The sequence below is a fragment of the Aquamicrobium terrae genome, from assembly GCF_040545735.1.
In the GTDB taxonomy this organism is placed as follows: Bacteria; Pseudomonadota; Alphaproteobacteria; order Rhizobiales; family Rhizobiaceae; genus Mesorhizobium; species Mesorhizobium terrae_A.
The window spans coordinates 351,394-365,703 of record NZ_JBEPML010000002.1 but is presented as its reverse complement, the minus strand read 5'-3'; the positions used below and the strand labels follow the sequence as shown (position 1 = coordinate 365,703).

The window sequence follows — 14,310 nt, the reverse complement described above, 5'->3', positions numbered from 1 at the left end:
AATCCGCTTGCGCATAATTTTGCGCTTGCAAACTATCCGTTTGCGCATAATATGCGTAGCCATGAGCGCGATCCGATACATCCGTCGAGAAATTTTCAAGGTAACACAGGCCGAATTTGCGGCTTTGGCAGGTGTGACCCAGGCGAGCGTGTCTCGTTGGGAAGCCGGTGTTGCGCCGTCTCTCGACGAAATGCAGGCGATCCGCCGTGCTGCCGCCGATCGGTCGATCGACTGGAACGATGCTTGGTTCTTCGAGGCCCCGGCCACCGGAGAAGCCGCATGATCTCCTACGGCGACATAAAGTCTGGAGAGGCTGCGCCGCCTGCGGCAAACGAGCCGTCGCTGGTTCGATATGATGCCGCCTGCCGTGCGCTTGCCGAAGCTAAGTCCGTCGATGATGTGAAGGATATCCGCGACCGCTCGGAAGCGATGCGGGCCTACGCGAGGCAGGCGAAGAACAAGCAGCTTGAGGTCGACGCGGCCGAGATCAGGATCAGGGCTGAGCGCCGGCTGGGCGAAATGATCGCCGATCAAAGGGCTACTGTCGGCCTCAACACCGGCTCGCTTCGCCGTGGGTCGCAAACGGACCCGCGGGATGATCGCCCGACATTGGCTGATGCCGGCATCGATAAGCATCTCGCCGACCGCGCTCGTAAACTGGCAGCGATCCCCGAAGCCGAGTTCACTGAAATTGTTTCGGACTGGCGTGAGCGAGTCGAGCGTGAGAACGAGCGCGTATCGGTCAACCTCCTGAAAACCGGTGAACGTCATGCCGCTGCGCAGGCCGTCGACACCCGCGCGGCCCCTGAGCGCGATGCCGACGCCATTCAGTCGCCATTTGACCGCGCCGGCGATGAGGGCAGGGCGCTCTTCCTGGCCCGAAACAATCTCCAATTCCAAGCGAAAGCCTCCGAGGACAACGGTGCGACCGGCAAGGCCACGATGAGGCGAGCCGACAGCATGGCGGGAGAGGTGAGTAGGTCGACGCCGGCGACGAATACCGGCGAAGGTGACGGACGGGATGTTGAAGCCTTTGGTGGAGCAGCGTCCGTCACCACCAATTCCCAATCGGACGGCAACGCATTCGTTGCAGTGAAGGGCATGGCCCGACTGGCGAACGCCGCTGGCGTTGAACCGTCGCCGTCCGACACCCCATCGGCTACCCCAGCCGAGGCCGCACCGGCATCCCCCAAGCCCCCCGCCCATGCCGGTGCGGTCGATAATTTCCTCAACCCGCGTTGCCAGAAGCCGGAAACGTGCAAGTGGGCTCATTCGCAAGCCTCGTGCTCTGCCTGCTCCAATGCGGCAATGAAGGCGAGGGCAGCATGACCCAGGCCCTCGTTCAATTCGCCGGCGATGATCAGCGCCCACGCAGCAAACCGTCGGCATATGCCCTGTTTCTCATGGGCCTCGATACGGTCGAGATTGCTGAACGACTTGGCGTTTCGGAAGCCGTTGCTTCCCGGCGCGTCTATTGCCAGCGCTGCCGTGAAAAGGCCCTTCCGGTCGAGACGGAAAGGCGAGCGTCATGATCTCGACCTGGCTCGATCTGTTCGTGGCCCTATCGCCGGTCGTCACCGGTTTTGCTGGCTATCTGCTCGGCAGGGCCGCAGCGCGCCACGAGATCATCAAGCGTGAGGCTGCCCGGCGCGATCTTGCTGCCGAGCTTCGGAGCCATGTCGATCTTGAGCAGTGCGAGTTCACCCGTGACTGGGAGGTTCGGCGCTGATGCGAATGGGTCATCGTCATTGTCAGCCCTTCGCCGTCCCCAATCGGGGAACGGCAGTACCAGTTGCGTCGCTCTCGTCTGTTCTTGGCGGTTCGGAAAAGAGCGCATTCATCATTCCCTTTCTTCCCTTCGAGATCGAGCCGTTCAGGCCCGACCCCCACGCCGATCAATCTAGGCGTGGAGCACTTCTCAATGACGGAAATCTCACGGCGCGAACCGGAAAATCCACGGCGCGAGGCGGAAATGTATCGAGTTGAAGCAATCCAGGAAGAGATGGCGTCAGCCGTCCGCGTCCTTGGTGGTGACGGCTCTGCCAAAGAGCAGATCACACGGGCAGCACGCGCGGCGCGCCTGCCTCACACGACAATCGAGCGCCTTCGCTGGCGGAAGATCAAGCGCGTTCCGGCCGATCTTGCCGACGCGATCCGCGAAGCCTTGGCAAAGCACAACGAGGAAACCCTGAGCCGTGCAAAACACGAACTCTTCATCGCCCAGACCGAAGCAGAAGCACTCAGGCGTCGGCTTGAGCAGATCGATCCTGGTTATGGCCGGTCGTTCCCTCTTGTGGACCGGCGGCAGGATACAGGGGCTCGGCGCGACGCTGATTTTCAAGGCTGAGGCTGGCGAGCGAATTCGGTTGCGCCCGGTCCTCGCATTCGCCGCCGCGGTCGCGGTCGTGGTCGGGCTGGTGCTCATCGCCAATGCCTCGGTCCAGTTCGGAAGTGAACCCAGCCCATCCATCCAGCGCGCCACGGCGTGGTGACGAGAGGTGATCAGCATGAACAACGAGCGGTTCTGGATGGTCTACGGCGCGGGGCAGGGTGCTCCCACGGCCAGACACAAGTCTTTCGACAGTGCGCGTACAGAAGCGGAGCGGCTGGCGCGAATGGTCCCCGGTGTCCGCTTCTTCATTCTCGAAACCGTCGGTGCCGTTGAGAAGGTCGATGTCCAGTTCATCGATCTGCGGCCCGGCGACCTTGACGACGAAATCCCATTCTGAGGAGCCCCGACATGAACGCAGAAGCAGGCCACAACTCGGAACTGACGCCGGCCGAATGGAAGGCGCTCAAATTCCATCACTTCGCGGCGATCAGCGCGCAGCAGGTCAAGGTTGCCGAGCAGCAGGCCGAGTACAAGCGCCTGCGCAGGCTGGCGAAGGCCGACGGAATCGTTCTCAGCGACATCGACTTCATGATGAAGTGCGCGGAGATCGAAGACCCGGAAATCCTGACCGATCGCATCAAGCGGGAAGCCGAAATTGCGCAGTGGTTTGCTCTGCCGATCGGTGCTCAGCCGGAATTGTTCGGTGATGTGGACCGCGAACCCGGCGAGGATCGTGCAGCGCGAGAAGGCGAGGCAGCAGGCTTTGCCGGCAAGGACTGCGAGCCTCCATACGATGCCAACAGCCCTATGGGCCGGGCATGGTCCGCGTCATGGAAGAAGGCGCAGGAGCAGATGCTGTCTGATCTCGCCTTGGCCATGGAAAAGCGGAATTCCGAGCAAGACGGCGACGAACTGATCTCCGGCCACGATGCCGACGACCCCTTTGCCGAAGCCGCGGAGTAAGTCCTGTGTCTCCGCAGACCCGTCGCCTGTTCTTCATCAACTGCATCTGGGGGCTGGCCGTGACCTCGGCCTATGCCTTCGTGATTTTCATGACGGTGGTGAGATGAGCGTCCATCCCGATTATCGGCAGTTCCTAGATGGGCGAGTGATCCTATGGGTTACAGACTGCTTCGAGGCTCTGGCTGCGATGGAGCCTGATAGCGTGGATTGCGTCGTGACATCGCCGCCATATTGGGGGCTGCGCGACTACGGTGTCGACGGCCAGATCGGCTTGGAGCCGACTCTGGGTGAGCATCTCGACGTCATGGTGCGTGTGTTCGAGGCCGTGAAGCGCGTTCTGAAACCGACCGGCACGCTCTGGCTCAACTACGGCGATTGCTATGCGACGACGCCGAACGGCAGGTGCGCTGCAGCCTATAAGGCGGAAGGCAATGACGATCGGACATTCCGCGACAAGCCGTTCTCGACTGTCGGACCGATCCAATCTCGTAGCAATGGCGGGGAAGGACAGCACTTCGATAGGCGTGGAGGGGTTCTCAAGGCAAAAGACCTCTGCATGATCCCGAATAGGCTTGCCATAGCGTTGCAGGACGCAGGATGGTGGGTTCGATCCGAAATCGTCTGGGGCAAGACCAACCCGATGCCGGATAGTTCTGGCGCTCAACGGCCATCGACGGCGCACGAGAAGATTTTCCTGCTGACCAAATCGGACGACGGCGAAGTCTACCGCGCCCGCGATACCGGCGAGATTAGCTTCTTCCCCGACCTTTCGGAGCGTTGCCCACTCATAACTGACCCAGAACGCGATGGTGCCCGCTGGATTCGTATCGGTTCTTACTATGATGCGGAGGCGGTTCGGCAGGGAAGAACGTCCGACGAGGACGCCGCAACCTTTAGGGGCGGATCGTATGTTGGGGGTGTGCCGGGGCCGCGCGTTGTAACGGGCAACAAGCGGATCAAGATGCCCGACGGCTGGGACACTGGTCCTGGTGGGCATGGATCGCACCACCGCAACGGTCGCGAGGCGGGGAAGACCATTGATAAGCAGCGCGGTCATTCCCGCCGACATGCGGGCTTCAACGATCGGTGGGACCAAATGGAGAAAGCCGAACAGCAGGCCAATGGTCGGCTGCTGCGGAATTTCGAGCCGGCCCCGCTCTCTGTCTGGCCTATGGCAACGCAGGCATTCTCTGATGCTCATTTCGCCACGTTCCCGCCTGAACTAGCCGAGCGGTGTATTCGCGCCGGCTGTCCCAAGGGCGGTCTGGTTCTCGATCCATTCGGGGGCGCCGGAACGACCGCCCTCGTCGCCCTACGGCACGGTCGACGCGCTGCACTGATCGAACTCAATCCAGAATATGCCGAGATGGCGCAGCGTCGCATCGAAACCGAGTGGCGGGTGCCACAGAAGCCCAAGGCTGCAGATTTCGGGCCGCTCTTCGGCGGGGAGGCCGCGTGATGCACAAACTCACCCTCGACCCTGCAACGCAGTTCGGCTGGTGCCTTCTGGTCGACGACAGCAACAAGCCGGAGGAAGAACGCCGGCAGGTGGGCCAGCGGCTGTTCTACGGCACATGGGACCTTACCCGCGATGAGGACGGTAAGAAGTGCAGCCGCCGCGGCCAATATGCCTGGAACCTCTGGCATTGTTTCAATGCCCTGATGCGGAAGCATGGAATCGAAGGCGAAGACGTCGAGATCATTCTCGAAGGCGAATCCTACGGATCCCAGAAGAGCGAGGCCGGCCGGCGCACCGCGGCGCTCTGGCTCGCGGTTCTGGAAATGATGTGCGAACGCAAGGGCCTTCCATATCCCCGAACCTGCCCGCCGGATAACTGGCGCTTGGCATATATCGGCTGCACCAAAGCTCCGAAAGAAGTTGGTGCCGGGCTTCCCGATGCGCAACGTTTCGAAGAGCGTCGCAAATGGTTGAAGCGAACTGTCATGGCCGAGTGCGCGAAGCGCGGCTTGCGCCCCAAGAATGACAACGAGGCCGATGCCCTCGGAATGATGTTCTGGCTTATCCGAGGTGGCAAAGAGGAGCAGGAGCGCCGTCGGAACGAGAAAAAGGCCAAGGCCGCAGCCAAGCGTGCCCAGAAGAAGCTTGACCTGCAGGTGGCAGCTTAATGGGACGCATTCTCGTAGCCTGTGAGTTTTCCGGCATTGTCAGGCGGGCATTTGCGGCCCGCGGACACGATGCGTGGTCCTGCGACCTTCTTCCAGCGGAAGATCGGTCGAACAAGCACATCACCGGCGATGTCCGCGGCATCCTCGACGATGGCTGGGATATGCTGATCGTGGCGCACCCGCCGTGTACCCGGCTTTGCAATTCCGGTGTCCGCTGGCTTTCGGCGCCGCCGGCCGGCCGCACCCTCGATGAAATGTGGGCCGACCTCGATGCCGGCGCCGCGCTGTTCTCGGACCTCTGGAATGCGCCAGTCGAACGGATCGCAGTCGAAAACCCGGTGATGCACAAGCATGCCAAGGCTCGCATCCGCAATTATCAGGAGCCGGTGCAGTCGGTGCAGCCGTGGCAGTTCGGCCATGGCGAAACAAAGCGCACGTGCCTGTGGCTCAAGAACCTGCCGCCGCTCGTCCCGACAAATATAGTCGAGGGCAGAGAACCGCGCGTCCATCATATGTCGCCCGGTCCTGACCGCTGGAAAGAACGCTCTAGGTTCTTCCCCGGCATTGCAGAGGCGATGGCCGATCAGTGGGGCGAATTACCATTGCAAAGTGACCTTTTCGAGAGGGCCACGGCATGAACGCTTATTCACGCGAATTTCAAGCGCCCACCGAAATCTGCAACATCGAGGTCGAGCAAAGCCTTCTGGGAACACTGTTCCTCGCGAATGACGCCTTGCTTCACATTAAGGACTATCTCCTGCCGGAGCACTTCTTCGAGCCCATGCACCGGGACGTTTATGAGGTGATCTCCGACATGGTGCGGTCGGGGAAGGTGGCAAATCCGATCACCGTGAAAACCTTCCTGCCCGAGACTTACAAGAACCTTCGTATTGAGGGGCAGCCCGCTACCGTGGCAGCCTATCTGGCCCGGATAGCGACAGCAGCAAATCCTTCATCCCTGATCACGGATGCCGGCCTCATCAGAGACATGGCAAAGCGCCGACGGCTCGTGTCGATCGCAGAGGAAATGCTTTCGTCGGCTAGGAACATCGAGGTCGACTGCGATCCGAACGATTTGGCGGAGAAGGCGATTGTCGATCTTTCCGACGCCATGGCCGGAGACGATGCGATCTACGGTGCGGTGTCATTCGCAGACGCCCTCGATGATGCCTTGGAAATCACCAACTCGGCATTCTCCGGTAGAAAGACGTCGGGCATTTCCTATGGCTTCTCACCGCTTGAAAAGCTGATCGGCCCGCTTTCACCGGGGCAGTTGATCATCCTCGGCGGTGCCACCAAGCAGGGGAAGTCCGCTCTGGCAGGCCAGCTTGCAATGGGCGCAGCAGAGAAGGGGAGCCCGGTCTGGTTCTATTCCGGGGAAATGTCTCCTGCCGAACTGGCGATGCGCGAAAGCAGTCGCGAGACCAAGGTTTCCGTGAGCCGCCAGAAGCGCGGCAAGGTGGTCGAGGCGGACTTTGAACGGCTGGTCCAGTTTCGTACCGACCACATCCACCTTCCGATCTTCATCCAGCCCAAGCGATTGACGGTCGACGCGATTGTCGAGCGGGCAAAGCTGTTCGTGCGCAAGAAGGGGCCGGGCCTCATCGTCATTGATCATATCGGCCTGGTCGAGCGCGGCCGCGGCCAAAAGGCCATGTCGGAATGGGAGTTCGGGCAGGAAGTCACCATGAACCTGAAGCAGCTTGCGCGGGAGATCGAATGCCCGGTGATCGGATGCGCCCAGTTAAAGAAGAACACATTTGCAGAGCGTGGTCCGCTGAATGAGAAGTTCCTTGACCAGATCGTCGCCCGTCGTCCCAGATATACCGACCTTATCGGCGCCATGGAGCGCGACGCAGATCACGTCATTATCCCGTTCCGTCCATCGGTATTCCTGAAAGAGCACGAGCCGCCGCAGCACTCCGACCTTCACCTGAAATGGGAATCGATGGTCTCGGATCAGGAGCGGAAGGCCAAGATCGTTCTCGCACTTTCCCGCGAAAGCCATTGGCCCCGCGAATCCGACTGCGGATGGGACGGCGCCACCACCACATTCTACGAAACAGGCAGCGAGAACGAGCCCGAGCTTGTGCCCGCTGTCGACAATCCTCTGGGGTTTTTCTGATGGACATCAAACCTTGGCGCGCGAAGCAGTTCCGAGGCGGCTACTCGGCCGAATTCCTGCCACCGGGGCAAAGAACGTGGCGCATCGTCAAATCAGGTGGTGAGCCGATCATATTCCCGAGCCGGTCAATGGCGGTGGACGCGGCGGAGAACGCCTATCTGGCGCGTTTGAACCCAACAATCAGGGCAACGATCCAGATCGACCCCGAGAAGGCAGAGGCCCGCATGGAGGCCAAGATGCTGGCTGACGCGGAAAGCTGGCTGAAGTCCAAGCGGGAAGACGTGAAACAGGCCGAGACGGTTTATCGGCCGGGGCGGAAGAAGCTGATCGTGATGTCGGGGAGAGCGTCGTGAGTTATCTCGACTGGAAAATCGGTGATCGCGTCATCTTTGTCGGATACCCCGAAAAGATAGGGGCTTTCAGTGGCAAGAAGCGTCTCAACCGCGTTCCTTTCCTCGCGATAGGGGAGGAATACGCGATCCTCGATATGTGCATCCGAAAACGGTTCGCGAAGGGAAGGCATAAAGGCCCGAGCATATTTGTCGGATGTGTTGATGTCGAGCACGGAAAGGTTTGGCATCACCACTCTGGATTCCGGAAGATTCAGACGCGCAAGACCGACATCAGCATCTTCACGGCACTGCTCTCTCCAGCAATGGAGGAGGAGCCGTCATGACCAAGCGATGCGTGATCTGCGACGCCGAGTTCGAGGCCAAGCCCCGTGCCATTACCTGTGGCCCTGCCTGCAGCGCTGAGAACCGTCGCAGGAAAAGGCTCGAATACGATACCCGCTACCGTGACGGAAATGCCGAAGCGATCAAGCAGAAGCGGAAGCCGGATCCGGAGCGCGCCCGCAGAAGGTCGCGCGAATTGCGGGAAATGATCCGCGAGGCCGTGGAAAACATGGCCTTGGTCGGCATGGACCGTACCGTGAGCATTCCTCCCGAGCATATCGAGCGGCGCCGGATATGGGACAGGTTCCCTGATCGGCGTTCCCTGACCGGAATAATCATGGGCGATCCTATCCCTGAGCGCAGCGCACTCGGAAGGGAGATGGCGGGATGAGCAAGCTGCGATACAAGGACGAGAAGGGAAACCGATATGGGCGCCTCGTGGCGGTGTCCATGTGTGGGTACAATGCGACAAAGCAGGCGCTTTGGCTCTGTCGTTGCGATTGTGGCACCAATACGACTGTCGCGGGCATCTATCTGCGCGTCGGTCGCATTCAATCGTGCGGATGTCTGAGATACGACAGAACCGCCACTCATGGCCTGCATCAGCACGAGCTTTATCGCACTTGGTACGGTATGGTGCAGCGTTGCATCAATCCAGAAAACAAGGACTACTACCGATACGGCGGGAGGGGCATTACTGTTTGCCCCAGGTGGGAAATCGGCGAAAGCGAGCTGTCCGGCCTCGAATGCTTCATCGCTGATATTCCCGATCGACCATCAAAAAGGCATTCGATCGACAGGATCGACAATAATCGCGGCTACGAACCCGGAAATGTCCGATGGGCCACAGGTCGCCAACAAAATAGAAACCGCAGGGACAACCGCATTGTTTGCCTTAATGGCCGAGATGTGACTGTCGCGGAAGCCTGCGAGATGTCTGGCGTCAACTACAATACAGCACAAGCACGGCTCAATCGCGGATGGAATATTGAGCGCGCATTCGGCGGGAGGTCATCGTGAAGCCGGTCGGCCTTCATTGCATCGCCTGCGGGAAGCGGATGCTCCGGACGTTGGATAGCCGACCCATCCACGAGGCCCAGCGCAGAACCAGGATTTGCGCGTCGTGCGGGGAGAAAATGACCACCATCGAGAAGATTGTGGGCCGGCCACGGCGGCGGAAGGATCACCAATGAGCAAATCCGGCGGCCACAACGTCTACAAGGTTACACGGGCGCTTGGCGTCAAGGTGCTCGATGCCAGCCGTCATAGCCCGACTTCCGTGCGACCGAAGCATTGTTTCTGCATGCCGACGCTCCAGAAGGTGGTACGGCACGGAGAGGGGCACCTGACCATGGTTCTGAGGCTTATCGTAGAAACCAAAGGCAATGCGACCGAGCTATGGGCCGCAACGATCACCGCCATATCCGAACTGCTTCTGACAATGCCGTGGCTGATCGAGCGCGGGTTGGATCTCTTCGATGAGTTCGACCGGATCGACCTCGGCGCTCTCCGGAGAAGGGCAAAGAAGGTCAAGGGCCGGCATCAGCAGGTCTGGGAGGCGATGCTGAACCTTCTGGCCGACCATTTCTACAGCGAGGACCAGGGTGACATGTTCCCCGACGACTGGAGGCGAGCGGCATGACCATTCACGTCACATATCAGGCATGGACGTACGACGCCGTGCGCGCCCGCATAGTCGAGGCGGCCGAAACGCTTCTGATGTCGCCCGCTGCCCTTGGTCCCCGGATGCTCGGCAGCATGTCCGAGCTGTTCGAAGAGTATCTGGATGACTACCGCCGCGGTGAGCCGACCCGGATCAAGCGTGTCCCCGCGCCCGGTGCTCTTTCCCGAATGGAAGAGACATGGACATGGATCAACGCTTGGCTATGCGAGAAAGACCGCAAGCTGGTCTACGATTATGGCTTCATCACCACCCGCAAAGGCCTTACGTTGGCCAAGTGGTGCGACCGAAACGGCTGGGTAAAGCGAACTTTCGAACGCGCTGTAAACCGCTGCTGTCAACAGATTGCGGACAATCTCAACCGAAACCATGCAACTCGGTTGACGATGCCAGTTGACGACGTGTCGCAAAATCAGTCAGAACGCGTGTCAACCGAGGTAGCCTCGGATAGCCGCGCACAGGTGAAGCGTACGCCTTACCACCGCGCGGATGACGCTATCCCGGTCCATATTCACGGCTCGGAAGCCGAAATCGCCAAACACATCGAGAAGGTGAACAAGCAGCGCCGCGAGGAAGCGGAGCGGCAACGACAGGCAGCGCTGAGGAAGGCCGAAGAGGCTGCCCGGCTCGCTGCCAAGCGGAAGAAAGAGGCGGCATAACCATCCGATCGCAGGCGGACCCTGTCCTGCGTATCAGGTCAATCGTAGTTCCGGTTGTATTTGGAATTTGTAATCTGATCCATGTTTGGGGTCATGTCCTTGGCGATCGCAGCGAGGGATGTTGCGATCGCCGCTGGATCTAGTGCGGCTACAGAATCAGACTCATTGTCGACTTCGCTTCGACTTATTCTCATCGGCTTCTGGGATAGGGTTTTCGCTGTCTTCTCCAGATATTCGGCAATGTCGCTAAGCCGATCTGCCATCGCCCGAAGCAGCGCAACTTGATGCAGTATTCGTTTGCGAAGGTGATTTCGGTTCATGCCCGTCCTCCCGAACCCAAGGCATGAAGCATTTGCCCAAGCCCTTGCAAAGGGCAAGACGGCAACCGAGGCATATGCCGACGCTGGGTATAAGCCTAACCGCTCCCATGCTTCGCGGCTGGTAGCAAAGGGTAACATCGCCGCCCGCGTCGCCGAGCTTCAGCAGAAGGTCGCCAAGAAGGTCGAGGTGACCGTCGAGAGCCTCGCCGGAGAGCTCGAGGAGGCCCGCGCGATTGCCCTGCAGGAAAAGCAGTCGAGCGCCGCGGTGCAAGCCACCATGGGCAAGGCCAAGCTGTTCGGCCTCGGCGTCGAGAACCGCAGGCTGAGCGGTTCGGTGCAGGTGACCATCACGGCCGAGAAGCTGGATTCACTCAGTGATGATGAACTTGCGCTCCTTGAAAGAGCCTATCCGGTTCTCCGGAAGCTTGGACTGGTCGGCGATCCAGCAGCAGAAGGCGAAGCGGGAGGTTGAGCGCCAGGCCGGTGGATGGGCAATCGAACGCAAGAAGTGCGCGGCCGATATTCTTTACTGGTTCGACCGACACGTCTGGACATACGACCCGCGCCTGACGCGCGAGCGGAACCCGGATGGCACGCGGAAGAGCCCGTATGTGCCTTTCCGCCTCTGGCCGAAGCAGCGGGAAATCCTCCTCCAGATCGGCGAATTGGTAGATGCCGGCGAAGAGGGCTTGATCGAAAAGAGCCGTGACACCGGCGCCACATACCTCACGGCCGGCTTTGCGCTACACCGCTGGCTTTTCGTGCCGGGCTTCAAGACGACATTCGGCTCCCGCAAGGTCGACTATGTCGACAAGAAGGACAACCCGGACAGCATCTTCGCTAAGCTTCGGATCATGGCGCGCCGCCAGCCGCCCGAACTGATGCCTGAGGGCTTCAACTGGGCGCAGCACGACAATTACATGCGCCTGGTCAACCCCGCGACCGGATCCGTGATCTCGGGCGAGGGCGGCGAGGACATGGGCCGTGGCGGCCGCTCGTCGCTCTATGTGGTGGACGAGGCGGCCTTCGTGCCGAACGCTGATGCGGTCGAGAAGGCGCTGTCGGGTAACACTGATTGCGTGATGTGGGTGTCGTCGGTCAATGGCATGGGCAACCTGTTTGCCCGCAAGCGCCATTCCATCATGAAGCCGCATCAGATCATGCGCCTGCACTGGCGCGATGACCCGCGCAAGACCGAAGAATGGGCTGCGGCCAAGCAGGCCAGTTTCTCGGACCCCACGACGTGGGCGTCGGAATACGACATCGATTACACCGCGTCGGTCGAGGGCATCTGCATCCCGGCGCTGTGGGTGGAGAGCGCGAAGCGGCTCGCCGCGATGGAACCGAGGCTCAAGCCATCGAATGCTGGTGTCGTCGGCCTCGACGTAGGCGCGGGTAAAGCGAAGTCTGTGGCGATCCCGCGCAAGGGTCCGATTGTCCTTCCGCCCAAGGTCCGCGGCCACCCGGATACGACCGGCACGGCATGGTGGGGACTGGAAACGGCCGTCGAGACAGGCTGCGACGCGTTGAACTTCGATGCGCCTGGCGTTGGCGCCGGCGTCTCGTCCACGCTGATGCACCGCGACGACAATGAGACTGCCGCCGATGCCGAACGGGCAAAGCGCTTCGCTCACCTGGCCGTGGTCCCTGTCAATACTGGTATTTCGCCATCCGAGCGGCTTTGGCCGGACGGTCGCACATCCGAGGAGATGTTCGGCAACCTAAAGGCTGAGATCTGGTGGCTCTGTCGAACCGCCCTACAGCGTACGCACGAGCATGTGCTGTGGATCGAGGGCAAGGAGAACGGGCGCGAGCATCCGCTGACCGATCTTCTGGCACTGCCCAGCGGTGACCGGGAGAGCGACCAGCTATGCCTGCAACTATCGCTGGTGAAGTGGGGCCGAAACGACAAGGGCAAGATCGTGATCGAGCGCAAGGAAGCCCTAGCCAAGCGCGGAATTGCCAGCCCGGATCACGCGGACGCCCTGATGCTCACATTCGTTGACCCGCCAGCGGCGCCATCGGTCGCCATGTTCCTGATGAAGAGGCACAGATCATGACTGTTTTGCGCCTCGTCACCAACGAGTTTCAGCGCCGTCTCGACCGGATGTTTCCGGCGTTTTTCAACGCGCCGAAGCATGATCATTATCGGGATTTCGGCTATCCGACCGACCTGAAGTTCGATGATCTCTACCGCATCTACCTGCGCAACGGTGTTGCCCACGCTGCGGTCGAGAAGACGATCGACAAGACCTGGCAGGACAAGCCATTCCTGCAGGAGGCGGAACGGGACGGCAGCCAAGGGACAATCGAGAAGGAAACGAAGCTGGAGAAGGAAATCCGGCTGCGATTCGATGATCTGCGCGTCTGGATGCACCTGTCGGAAGCTGATCGCCGCTCTATGGTGGGCCGTTACGCAGGCGTGATCCTACGGCTGGCAGACGGCAAGCGGTTTTCCGAGCCAGTCGACACGGTGCCGGGCGGTATCGATGGTGTTGTCGAGCTTGTCCCGGTCTGGGAGGGGCAACTTCAGGTTTCCGAATGGGACAATGACGAAACATCTGAGGCTTATGGCCAGCCGAAGATGTACCAGTTCAACGAGGCGGCGGTCGGGAAGACGACGAACCCTCGTGCGTTCAACGTCCATCCTGATCGCGTCATCATCTGGTCACGAGACGGGACCATTCACGGCCGATCCAGTTTGGAGCCCGGCTACAACGACCTGATCGATATGGAGAAGATCAAGGGCGCGGGCGGCGAGGGTTTCTGGAAGAACGCCAAGTCGGCTCCAGTGCTCGAGGTCGACAAGGAGGCGAATATCCGGGACATGGCGAAGGTCATGGGCGTGCCGGAGACCGAGATCGCCGACCGCATGAACGAACAGGTCGCGGATTGGCAGAAGGGGTTCGACCAGCTTCTCATGCTGCAGGGCATGCAAGCTAAGACCCTCGGTGTGACGCTGCCCAGCCCGGAGCACTTCTGGGCGGCGCCGCTTCAGTCCTTCGCGGCCTCGATGCGCATCCCGATCAAGATCCTTATCGGCATGCAGACCGGCGAGCGTGCCAGCACGGAAGACGCGCAGGAGTGGGCGCAGACGAACATGTCACGCCGCACCGGGCAGGTGATCCCAAACATCATGACCTTAGTGAACCGGCTGGAGCGCTTCGGCATCCTGCCCGAGCGTGATTGGCATCTTGACTGGACCGACCTGACCGAAACCTCGATGGGCGAGAAAATCGAGCGCACCGTCAAAATGGCGGACGTGAACCAGAAGATGAAGGACAGTGGGGAGTTCGTCTTCACGCCCGAGGAAATCCGCGCGGCCGCCGACTACGAGCCGCTGAGCGACGCAGACAAGTATCGCGACGAAGACGAAGATCGGGACGTGATCACGCCGCCTGCGCGAGAGCCAACCGAGGAATAGTCGAC

Annotated in this window: 23 protein-coding genes; 22 read left to right on the top strand and 1 reads right to left on the bottom strand. The window is 60.5% G+C overall.

Annotated elements, in window-relative coordinates; genetic code table 11:
• Positions 1 to 61 precede the first annotated feature (61 nt).
• The 19 genes from ABID37_RS04420 (at position 62) to ABID37_RS04335 (ending at position 10,561) form a co-directional block, all read left to right on the top strand.
• Positions 62 to 283 (top strand): helix-turn-helix domain-containing protein, encoded by a 222-nt coding sequence (locus ABID37_RS04420; RefSeq protein WP_354192872.1) that lies wholly within the window; start codon positions 62 to 64, stop codon positions 281 to 283.
• Entirely contained in the window at positions 280 to 1,329 is a 1,050-nt protein-coding gene (locus ABID37_RS04415) for a hypothetical protein (RefSeq protein ID WP_354192871.1), read from the top strand. The genes ABID37_RS04420 and ABID37_RS04415 overlap by 4 nt, the downstream gene beginning before the upstream one ends.
• Entirely contained in the window at positions 1,326 to 1,532 is a 207-nt protein-coding gene (locus ABID37_RS04410) for a hypothetical protein (protein WP_354192870.1), read from the top strand. The genes ABID37_RS04415 and ABID37_RS04410 overlap by 4 nt, the downstream gene beginning before the upstream one ends.
• Positions 1,529 to 1,729: a hypothetical protein gene (locus tag ABID37_RS04405; RefSeq protein ID WP_354192868.1), complete on the top strand. Its 201-nt coding sequence runs from the start codon at positions 1,529 to 1,531 to the stop codon at positions 1,727 to 1,729. Before ABID37_RS04410 ends, ABID37_RS04405 begins: the two co-directional genes overlap by 4 nt.
• Before the next feature lie 192 nt (positions 1,730 to 1,921).
• On the top strand, positions 1,922 to 2,347 hold the full coding sequence (locus tag ABID37_RS04400; RefSeq protein WP_354192867.1) for a hypothetical protein: 426 nt from the start codon (positions 1,922 to 1,924) through the stop codon (positions 2,345 to 2,347).
• 19 nt (positions 2,348 to 2,366) lie between these two features.
• Positions 2,367 to 2,492 carry a hypothetical protein gene (locus ABID37_RS04395; protein ID WP_354192866.1) on the top strand — a complete coding sequence of 42 codons (126 nt, stop codon included), beginning with the start codon at positions 2,367 to 2,369 and terminating at the stop codon, positions 2,490 to 2,492.
• Between the two features lie 15 nt (positions 2,493 to 2,507).
• Positions 2,508 to 2,729 (top strand): hypothetical protein, encoded by a 222-nt coding sequence (locus tag ABID37_RS04390; RefSeq protein WP_354192865.1) that lies wholly within the window; start codon positions 2,508 to 2,510, stop codon positions 2,727 to 2,729.
• An 11-nt stretch (positions 2,730 to 2,740) separates the two neighbouring features.
• Positions 2,741 to 3,295, top strand: a complete 555-nt coding sequence (locus tag ABID37_RS04385) for a hypothetical protein (protein WP_354192864.1) — start codon at positions 2,741 to 2,743, stop codon at positions 3,293 to 3,295.
• A gap of 103 nt (positions 3,296 to 3,398) precedes the next feature.
• Complete coding sequence (locus ABID37_RS04380) at positions 3,399 to 4,754, top strand: DNA-methyltransferase (RefSeq protein WP_354192863.1); 1,356 nt, start codon at positions 3,399 to 3,401, stop codon at positions 4,752 to 4,754.
• Entirely contained in the window at positions 4,754 to 5,422 is a 669-nt protein-coding gene (locus tag ABID37_RS04375; protein WP_354192862.1) for a hypothetical protein, read from the top strand. The genes ABID37_RS04380 and ABID37_RS04375 overlap by 1 nt, the downstream gene beginning before the upstream one ends.
• Complete coding sequence (locus ABID37_RS04370) at positions 5,422 to 6,060, top strand: hypothetical protein (protein WP_354192861.1); 639 nt, start codon at positions 5,422 to 5,424, stop codon at positions 6,058 to 6,060. Before ABID37_RS04375 ends, ABID37_RS04370 begins: the two co-directional genes overlap by 1 nt.
• Positions 6,057 to 7,547 carry a replicative DNA helicase gene (locus tag ABID37_RS04365; RefSeq protein ID WP_354192860.1) on the top strand — a complete coding sequence of 497 codons (1,491 nt, stop codon included), beginning with the start codon at positions 6,057 to 6,059 and terminating at the stop codon, positions 7,545 to 7,547. The genes ABID37_RS04370 and ABID37_RS04365 overlap by 4 nt, the downstream gene beginning before the upstream one ends.
• Positions 7,547 to 7,900 carry a hypothetical protein gene (locus tag ABID37_RS04360; RefSeq protein WP_354192859.1) on the top strand — a complete coding sequence of 118 codons (354 nt, stop codon included), beginning with the start codon at positions 7,547 to 7,549 and terminating at the stop codon, positions 7,898 to 7,900. The genes ABID37_RS04365 and ABID37_RS04360 overlap by 1 nt, the downstream gene beginning before the upstream one ends.
• The gene (locus tag ABID37_RS04355) at positions 7,897 to 8,223 is read left to right on the top strand and encodes a hypothetical protein (protein ID WP_354192858.1); all 327 of its coding nucleotides are present in this window, start codon (positions 7,897 to 7,899) and stop codon (positions 8,221 to 8,223) included. The genes ABID37_RS04360 and ABID37_RS04355 overlap by 4 nt, the downstream gene beginning before the upstream one ends.
• Positions 8,220 to 8,612, top strand: coding sequence for a hypothetical protein (locus ABID37_RS04350; protein WP_354192857.1), 393 nt, complete (start codon positions 8,220 to 8,222; stop codon positions 8,610 to 8,612). The genes ABID37_RS04355 and ABID37_RS04350 overlap by 4 nt, the downstream gene beginning before the upstream one ends.
• Positions 8,609 to 9,241 carry a hypothetical protein gene (locus ABID37_RS04345; protein ID WP_354192856.1) on the top strand — a complete coding sequence of 211 codons (633 nt, stop codon included), beginning with the start codon at positions 8,609 to 8,611 and terminating at the stop codon, positions 9,239 to 9,241. Before ABID37_RS04350 ends, ABID37_RS04345 begins: the two co-directional genes overlap by 4 nt.
• Positions 9,238 to 9,414: an NrdR family transcriptional regulator gene (locus tag ABID37_RS26240; protein ID WP_435521532.1), complete on the top strand. Its 177-nt coding sequence runs from the start codon at positions 9,238 to 9,240 to the stop codon at positions 9,412 to 9,414. Before ABID37_RS04345 ends, ABID37_RS26240 begins: the two co-directional genes overlap by 4 nt.
• On the top strand, positions 9,411 to 9,863 hold the full coding sequence (locus ABID37_RS04340) for a hypothetical protein (protein ID WP_354192855.1): 453 nt from the start codon (positions 9,411 to 9,413) through the stop codon (positions 9,861 to 9,863). Before ABID37_RS26240 ends, ABID37_RS04340 begins: the two co-directional genes overlap by 4 nt.
• Positions 9,860 to 10,561, top strand: a complete 702-nt coding sequence (locus ABID37_RS04335; protein WP_354192854.1) for a hypothetical protein — start codon at positions 9,860 to 9,862, stop codon at positions 10,559 to 10,561. Before ABID37_RS04340 ends, ABID37_RS04335 begins: the two co-directional genes overlap by 4 nt.
• A gap of 38 nt (positions 10,562 to 10,599) precedes the next feature.
• Here ABID37_RS04335 and ABID37_RS04330 read toward each other — a convergent pair whose 3' ends face one another.
• A complete protein-coding gene (locus ABID37_RS04330) occupies positions 10,600 to 10,881 on the bottom strand; it encodes a hypothetical protein (RefSeq protein ID WP_354192853.1) in 282 nt (93 codons plus the stop codon).
• Here ABID37_RS04330 and ABID37_RS04325 point away from each other — a divergent pair.
• Genes ABID37_RS04325 through ABID37_RS04315 form a run of 3 tightly spaced genes read left to right on the top strand, consistent with a single transcriptional unit; the run spans position 10,880 to position 14,305 of the window.
• Positions 10,880 to 11,353 (top strand): terminase small subunit, encoded by a 474-nt coding sequence (locus ABID37_RS04325; protein ID WP_354192852.1) that lies wholly within the window; start codon positions 10,880 to 10,882, stop codon positions 11,351 to 11,353. The genes ABID37_RS04330 and ABID37_RS04325 overlap by 2 nt on opposite strands.
• Positions 11,307 to 12,941 (top strand): hypothetical protein, encoded by a 1,635-nt coding sequence (locus ABID37_RS04320; protein ID WP_354192851.1) that lies wholly within the window; start codon positions 11,307 to 11,309, stop codon positions 12,939 to 12,941. The genes ABID37_RS04325 and ABID37_RS04320 overlap by 47 nt, the downstream gene beginning before the upstream one ends.
• Positions 12,938 to 14,305 carry an anti-CBASS protein Acb1 family protein gene (locus tag ABID37_RS04315; RefSeq protein ID WP_354192850.1) on the top strand — a complete coding sequence of 456 codons (1,368 nt, stop codon included), beginning with the start codon at positions 12,938 to 12,940 and terminating at the stop codon, positions 14,303 to 14,305. Before ABID37_RS04320 ends, ABID37_RS04315 begins: the two co-directional genes overlap by 4 nt.
• Positions 14,306 to 14,310: the final 5 nt, after the last annotated feature.

What these genes read in the sequence shown, in the direction of transcription:
- ABID37_RS04420 (WP_354192872.1), top strand. Translation starts at nt 62, where the DNA reads ATGAGCGCGATCCGATACATCCGTCGAGAAATTTTCAAGGTAACACAG.
- ABID37_RS04415 (WP_354192871.1), top strand. Translation starts at nt 280, where the DNA reads ATGATCTCCTACGGCGACATAAAGTCTGGAGAGGCTGCGCCGCCTGCG.
- ABID37_RS04410 (WP_354192870.1), top strand. Translation starts at nt 1,326, where the DNA reads ATGACCCAGGCCCTCGTTCAATTCGCCGGCGATGATCAGCGCCCACGC.
- ABID37_RS04405 (WP_354192868.1), top strand. Translation starts at nt 1,529, where the DNA reads ATGATCTCGACCTGGCTCGATCTGTTCGTGGCCCTATCGCCGGTCGTC.
- ABID37_RS04400 (WP_354192867.1), top strand. Translation starts at nt 1,922, where the DNA reads ATGACGGAAATCTCACGGCGCGAACCGGAAAATCCACGGCGCGAGGCG.
- ABID37_RS04390 (WP_354192865.1), top strand. Translation starts at nt 2,508, where the DNA reads ATGAACAACGAGCGGTTCTGGATGGTCTACGGCGCGGGGCAGGGTGCT.
- ABID37_RS04385 (WP_354192864.1), top strand. Translation starts at nt 2,741, where the DNA reads ATGAACGCAGAAGCAGGCCACAACTCGGAACTGACGCCGGCCGAATGG.
- ABID37_RS04380 (WP_354192863.1), top strand. Translation starts at nt 3,399, where the DNA reads ATGAGCGTCCATCCCGATTATCGGCAGTTCCTAGATGGGCGAGTGATC.
- ABID37_RS04375 (WP_354192862.1), top strand. Translation starts at nt 4,754, where the DNA reads ATGCACAAACTCACCCTCGACCCTGCAACGCAGTTCGGCTGGTGCCTT.
- ABID37_RS04370 (WP_354192861.1), top strand. Translation starts at nt 5,422, where the DNA reads ATGGGACGCATTCTCGTAGCCTGTGAGTTTTCCGGCATTGTCAGGCGG.
- ABID37_RS04365 (WP_354192860.1), top strand. Translation starts at nt 6,057, where the DNA reads ATGAACGCTTATTCACGCGAATTTCAAGCGCCCACCGAAATCTGCAAC.
- ABID37_RS04360 (WP_354192859.1), top strand. Translation starts at nt 7,547, where the DNA reads ATGGACATCAAACCTTGGCGCGCGAAGCAGTTCCGAGGCGGCTACTCG.
- ABID37_RS04350 (WP_354192857.1), top strand. Translation starts at nt 8,220, where the DNA reads ATGACCAAGCGATGCGTGATCTGCGACGCCGAGTTCGAGGCCAAGCCC.
- ABID37_RS04345 (WP_354192856.1), top strand. Translation starts at nt 8,609, where the DNA reads ATGAGCAAGCTGCGATACAAGGACGAGAAGGGAAACCGATATGGGCGC.
- ABID37_RS04340 (WP_354192855.1), top strand. Translation starts at nt 9,411, where the DNA reads ATGAGCAAATCCGGCGGCCACAACGTCTACAAGGTTACACGGGCGCTT.
- ABID37_RS04335 (WP_354192854.1), top strand. Translation starts at nt 9,860, where the DNA reads ATGACCATTCACGTCACATATCAGGCATGGACGTACGACGCCGTGCGC.
- ABID37_RS04325 (WP_354192852.1), top strand. Translation starts at nt 10,880, where the DNA reads ATGCCCGTCCTCCCGAACCCAAGGCATGAAGCATTTGCCCAAGCCCTT.
- ABID37_RS04330 (WP_354192853.1), bottom strand. Translation starts at nt 10,881, where the DNA reads ATGAACCGAAATCACCTTCGCAAACGAATACTGCATCAAGTTGCGCTG.
- ABID37_RS04315 (WP_354192850.1), top strand. Translation starts at nt 12,938, where the DNA reads ATGACTGTTTTGCGCCTCGTCACCAACGAGTTTCAGCGCCGTCTCGAC.